This window comes from Loktanella sp. DJP18, assembly GCF_049310965.1.
Taxonomy (GTDB): domain Bacteria; phylum Pseudomonadota; class Alphaproteobacteria; order Rhodobacterales; family Rhodobacteraceae; genus Loktanella.
Window position 1 is genome coordinate 1 of sequence record NZ_JBMERN010000195.1, and the last position, 4913, is coordinate 4913.

4 protein-coding genes and 1 pseudogene are annotated in these 4913 nt (G+C 53.5%); 2 read left to right on the forward strand and 3 right to left on the reverse strand.

The window, feature by feature from the left end; all coding sequences use genetic code 11:
* Positions 1–66: 66 nt before the first annotated feature.
* Positions 67–291 (reverse strand): annotated as a pseudogene (locus ACOI1H_RS23540) (ATP-binding protein); the annotation flags it as partial.
* Between the two features lie 454 nt (positions 292–745).
* Between ACOI1H_RS23540 and ACOI1H_RS23545 the strand changes: the two are divergent.
* Together ACOI1H_RS23545 and ACOI1H_RS23550 are read left to right on the forward strand one after the other, a co-directional pair.
* On the forward strand, positions 746–1780 hold the full coding sequence (locus ACOI1H_RS23545) for a replication initiation protein (RefSeq protein WP_422440603.1): 1035 nt from the start codon (positions 746–748) through the stop codon (positions 1778–1780).
* A gap of 633 nt (positions 1781–2413) precedes the next feature.
* Positions 2414–3709 (forward strand): glycosyltransferase family 4 protein, encoded by a 1296-nt coding sequence (locus ACOI1H_RS23550; RefSeq protein ID WP_422440604.1) that lies wholly within the window; start codon positions 2414–2416, stop codon positions 3707–3709.
* A 530-nt stretch (positions 3710–4239) separates the two neighbouring features.
* Here ACOI1H_RS23550 and ACOI1H_RS23555 read toward each other — a convergent pair.
* On the reverse strand, positions 4240–4587 hold the full coding sequence (locus tag ACOI1H_RS23555; RefSeq protein ID WP_422440605.1) for a type II toxin-antitoxin system HicB family antitoxin: 348 nt from the start codon (positions 4585–4587) through the stop codon (positions 4240–4242).
* A complete protein-coding gene (locus ACOI1H_RS23560) occupies positions 4584–4838 on the reverse strand; it encodes a type II toxin-antitoxin system HicA family toxin (protein ID WP_422438457.1) in 255 nt (84 codons plus the stop codon). Before ACOI1H_RS23560 ends, ACOI1H_RS23555 begins: the two co-directional genes overlap by 4 nt.
* Between the last annotated feature and the right edge of the window lie 75 nt (positions 4839–4913).

Sequence of the window (4913 nt, forward strand, 5' to 3'; positions counted from 1 at the left end):
GCGCGCGACAACCATCTTGGCCGGTTTTCAGGCCGCTGAGGTTGGCGTGTCGTTCAATGTTTCTGGTTAGGTGTCTCCTTCGTTTTGGTTGTCGGTGATGGTTGTCGGCGGCGTTTCGGCCTGTGCCCTTTTGTTGGAGGCGGCAGCACGCTGACGGAAGCTTTCGGCGTTCATCTCGAGGATGCTCGCGTGATGGACGAGGCGGTCGATGGCCGCTACGGTCATCGCCTTGTCGGGGAAGATCTGATCCCAGCCGCTGAAGGGTTGGTTCGCTGCGATGGCGATGCTGCGGTAGAGGCCCCTCAAAGCGCCACAGAGGCTCCAGAGCCACTCGACACACCAAAAGAGCCACAAGAGGCCACACAGCGCGATCTACAGGCTCCAGAGAGCCCTACAGCGCCGGCCAAGACGCTGGCAGGAGCGATACGCCGGATATGGAAACCCTAAGCGTGCTTGCTTCCGTCCCCAGCAATCAGATTTTAAAAACTTTGGATGGGCTGAAAGGGAGTGCTGACGCCTCAGAAAGCGCCAAACTACCCCCATATTTTTCCAAAAAAGCGCGTAGCGCCTTCTTGTTCTATAAGTTCTATAAGTTCAGGGCTTGCAACTAACTGATTTTCCATAAATTTCCTCGTTTGAGGCAAGGAATTGGGCCGCAAAGGCAAGGAATTGGGCCGCAAAGGCAAGGAATTGGGCTAAAACTGCTAGTTGACAGGCAAGTTTTTGTAGCTGATTTAACTTGCCTATGGCAAAGACAATCGAAGTGGCCGCTGAACGCGCTTATGACCAGACCAAAACCGTGCTGCCTGCCGAGGTTGCGCGGGGCGTCTATATGGAAAATGCGCCAAGCCTTCGCGCCCTCAAGTTGATGCACCTCATGATCGGCACGGCAGGCGGTAGAATGGCTGACGATGTGCTGCACAACATGCGCTTGTCTGACATTCGCAAGATCGAAGGCATGGCGCATCACGATCAGCAAAGCCTCAAGCCGCTTTTTGTCGAGCTGCGGGCGGCGACGATCATTCACGATAAGCCGGAGCAATCGACATGGACCATCGGCGGTTTGCTTGATGAGGCAACCGTGGACTATCGCCACGAGCTTACCGGCGATGTGCTTATCTCATGGTCTTTTGGACGCACATTCCGGCGTATGGCGCAGGATTCGAACCATTGGGCCATTCTAGACCGGCAGGCTGTATTCCATCTGGGCAGTAAATATTCTGTGCTGATGTTTCAGCACATCGCCAGCTTACAGAATTTTAAGCACATCGCCAGTAAGAGGTTTTCCGTGCCTGAGCTGAAGGCAATGTTTGGAGTACCAACAGGGAAGCTGGAACGGTTTTCCAATTTCAAACAAATCGCAATTGAACCTGCCATTGCCGAGATCAACAGCGACCTGACACGACTGCACCTGACGGCGACGTATCATAAGATTGGGCGCGCTGTGGTAGAGGTTGAGATCGCTTGGGAGGTCAAGGAAGACCTGACCAAAGTGAAGGCCGAACTGGACCGCCCCAAAGTCGGCCGAAAAGCACGGCGGGACGGCATGGCGGAAACCCCTGCACCGGCATTTCCCGAGCACGGATCGGTAAAGGACGCCCAGCCTTGGGGCCGGATTGCGCGGGAAAACGCGCCACGCATTGAAGGGCGGCACACACCTGACTTGCGCATCCTGGCCGAAGCCTTCCGCAAGTGGTGTGGTGATAGGTCGATCCCTCTCGATATGGCAAATATTGAGAAGACTTTCACCACATGGTGTAAAAGCTATTCGGTGCGATAGGTGACGGCTCCGCACACCCCATCGCACATGTCTCCCGCACAGGCCGCACAGGCGGCTGGAGTGTCCCGATGGGCAATCATGAGAGCCATAAAGAGCCATATATTAAAGGCCCATCGCGACAACAAGAATAACTGGCAGGTTTCAACCGAGGATCTGGACCAGTGGTGTGCGCACAGTGTGCGGCAGCAGCATCCCGCACACCCTGATATAAGCCCGGAATTGCGCGAAAAACTGGCTGGTGAGACAGCCCGCGCCGATGCCGCGGAAAGGGCAAGAGACCAAGCTGAACTGGACCGCGACAGGTGGCGCGAAATGGCCGAAAAGCTGGCTGAAAGGCCTCGTCGACGCTGGTGGTGGAGATAGCGTCCACAAACCTTCAACAACACCTCTGTTTTTGAACCGGGTTTGTGGCAGCAGAAAACAGAAGAGGTAACAACCGTTCCAAAAACGAGCGTTTGTGAAGCAGGCCAAAGTTCAACTATGAGGATCAAAGCGACTTATTAAATACAAGGGTTGTCATCAAAATAGCTGACAATAAAATTACTTACCTTAACAAAATTATCCGTTAGCATTAAACTGCTAAAGCAATACAACATATATGCCAGAAATCCCACCGTAGTAGGAAATAAATCATTGAATAAAGAAAATGTGGGCGCGCGCCTTAAGGTCTTAGTCATCGCAGAGGCCGCGAACCCCGAATGGGTAAGTGTGCCACTTGTTGGATGGTCATTAGCTACGGCTCTTCGCGATGTGGCAGATGTGCATATTATAACGCAAGTGCGTAACCGCGATGCATTCCTACGCGCCGGATTGATCGAGGGGCAAGACTTCACCGCTATCAATTCTGAAAAAATCGCACGGCCACTATGGCACCTTGCCGAAACCCTTAAGATGGGTTGGACCGCTGGAACTGCAATTAGTGGATTATCGTACCTCTATTTTGAACGGCAGATCTGGCAGCAGTTTGGAGCGCATATTAGTGACGGTAAATATGACTTAGTCCACCGCATCACACCGCTTACTCCCACTGCTCAATCGCCGATCGCTACCAAATGCGCCCGTGCAGGCGTGCCATTTGTAATGGGCCCGCTGAATGGCGGAGTACCATGGCCACGCGGTTTCGATAGTGAGCGGCGGCGCGAACGCGAATGGCTATCGTATGTGCGTAGTGTTTACAAACTTATGCCTGGGCGCCGCAAAAGTCTTAAAGCGGCAGCAGCGATAATCACGGGATCCCGCCATACACAAAGCGAAATTCCCCTTAATTTGCAGGATCGTACGGTCTATATTCCTGAAAACGGAATTGACCCGAAGCGATTCAACAAGCGGGCTAAACAAGATATTTCTGGGCCCCTTCGAGCATGCTTTATCGGGCGGCTTGTTCCTTACAAAGGTCCAGACATGCTTCTTGAGGCAGCGGGCCCCGCGTTACAAGAGGGGCGACTAATTTTGGACATTATCGGCGATGGCCCCATGCGCAACGGACTAGAATCCCAAGTGCAGCAGGCTGGATTGGAAAAATCAGTGACATTTCACGGGATGCTTGATCACCACGCCGTGCAAGATATAGCAGTGCAATCAAACCTGCTTACGTTCCCATCAATTCGTGAATTCGGTGGTGGTGTCGTCATTGAAGCCATGTCACTTGGGGTTGTTCCTTTGATTGTCGATTACGCTGGTCCTGGCGAATTGGTTGGCCTCAAAACAGGTTTTAAGGTGCCCATTGGTACACGTTCTGAAATTGTAGAGAATTTTGGTATTCAATTAGAGGCGATCCTTGCTGATCCTTCTACGTTGCCCGACATAGGGGCGGCAAGCCAAGCATATGTACAATCAAAGTTCACTTGGGAAGCAAAAGCATCTCAAATATTGGATGTGTATAATTGGGCCTTGGCGGACCGCAGATCACCTACCCCAGATTTCTTTTGATGTGTATTCGCGTTATTTTTATAATTATACTGCCTCTATTTCATAACCTACTAAAAATTTTAGGTTTTTAAGTATAGGTAGTATAATAAAATTATCGATCTAGAGATTCACCAAAAGGCTGCACTGGCGGTAGCTGTCAGGCAAGAGGATCAACCAGTGGACCAAAGAGATACTGAACCGTGCAGCGCATGGCGGGCACCGCTCTCTCAGATCCCAGCAGTAAACCCCGCCATGAGACTCCTTGGGCCGATCAGCCGAATGGGTGGATTGGAATAGATTCTCACATGCCGCCAGAGGCGATCTGGGAGCCTGTAAGAGGCATGAGGGCATCGAGCCGAGATCGCACGCAGCGGCTGCGCGTGCCGCTATGCGGGGCGGCTTTGAGCACAGTACGGAGGCCAAAATGCAATTTTGGTATACAGTACGCATATCCTGCAACTGCAACGGTCCTCCACGGCAGCCGGCGGGTTGTCATTTCAGCTCGTAGCGATAGGCCGGATCTGGGGATCGCCGGTGAAGCTGCCGCTCCATCAGGTTGACGGACCACCTTGGGCGGCCCGGTTCAGCACATCCTCAGCCCATTGGTTTAGGCTTTTCCCGGCCAGCTCCGCCGCCAGTGCCGCCTTGCGGTGAACCTCGGGATCGACGCGAAACATCACGCGGCCCGAATAGGGTTTTTGCGGTTCTTTCCCCGCCTTGGCGCAAGTGGCGACGTAATCATCGACAGCCTCGTGAAACGCCTCTTTCAGCGCATCCACGCTGTCCGCATGAAAGCCCACGCCGTCGCGGATACCTGCGATCTGCCCCGTCAGGATGCCGTCTTCGTCGTCATAGGCGATACGGGCGGCATAGCCTTTGTAGGTCATGGTGTTCGTCATGGCGTAACTCCTATCCGTTCCAGAAATGCGCGGGCGGCGCGGACCTGATACCGCTTGGCCTCTTTGGCAGGGTGCGGACGGTGAAAGGTTTCGACCTCGCCGTCCTTTTCGAAGCGCACCCGCGATCCATTCCCCTCGATCACCCGCGCCCCTGCGGCCACGAGCAGGTTTTCCACCGCTGACCATTCAACCGTCCCGGATACAGGATCGGTGAACACGGTCGCGAGTGTCTTGCGATGCTTGTTGTTCATGCGTCCAGTTAGGAAGTGCTTGCAATAAATGCAAGCATTTTGTCAATCGCACAGGACAGAACCCGGCTTCTGTGT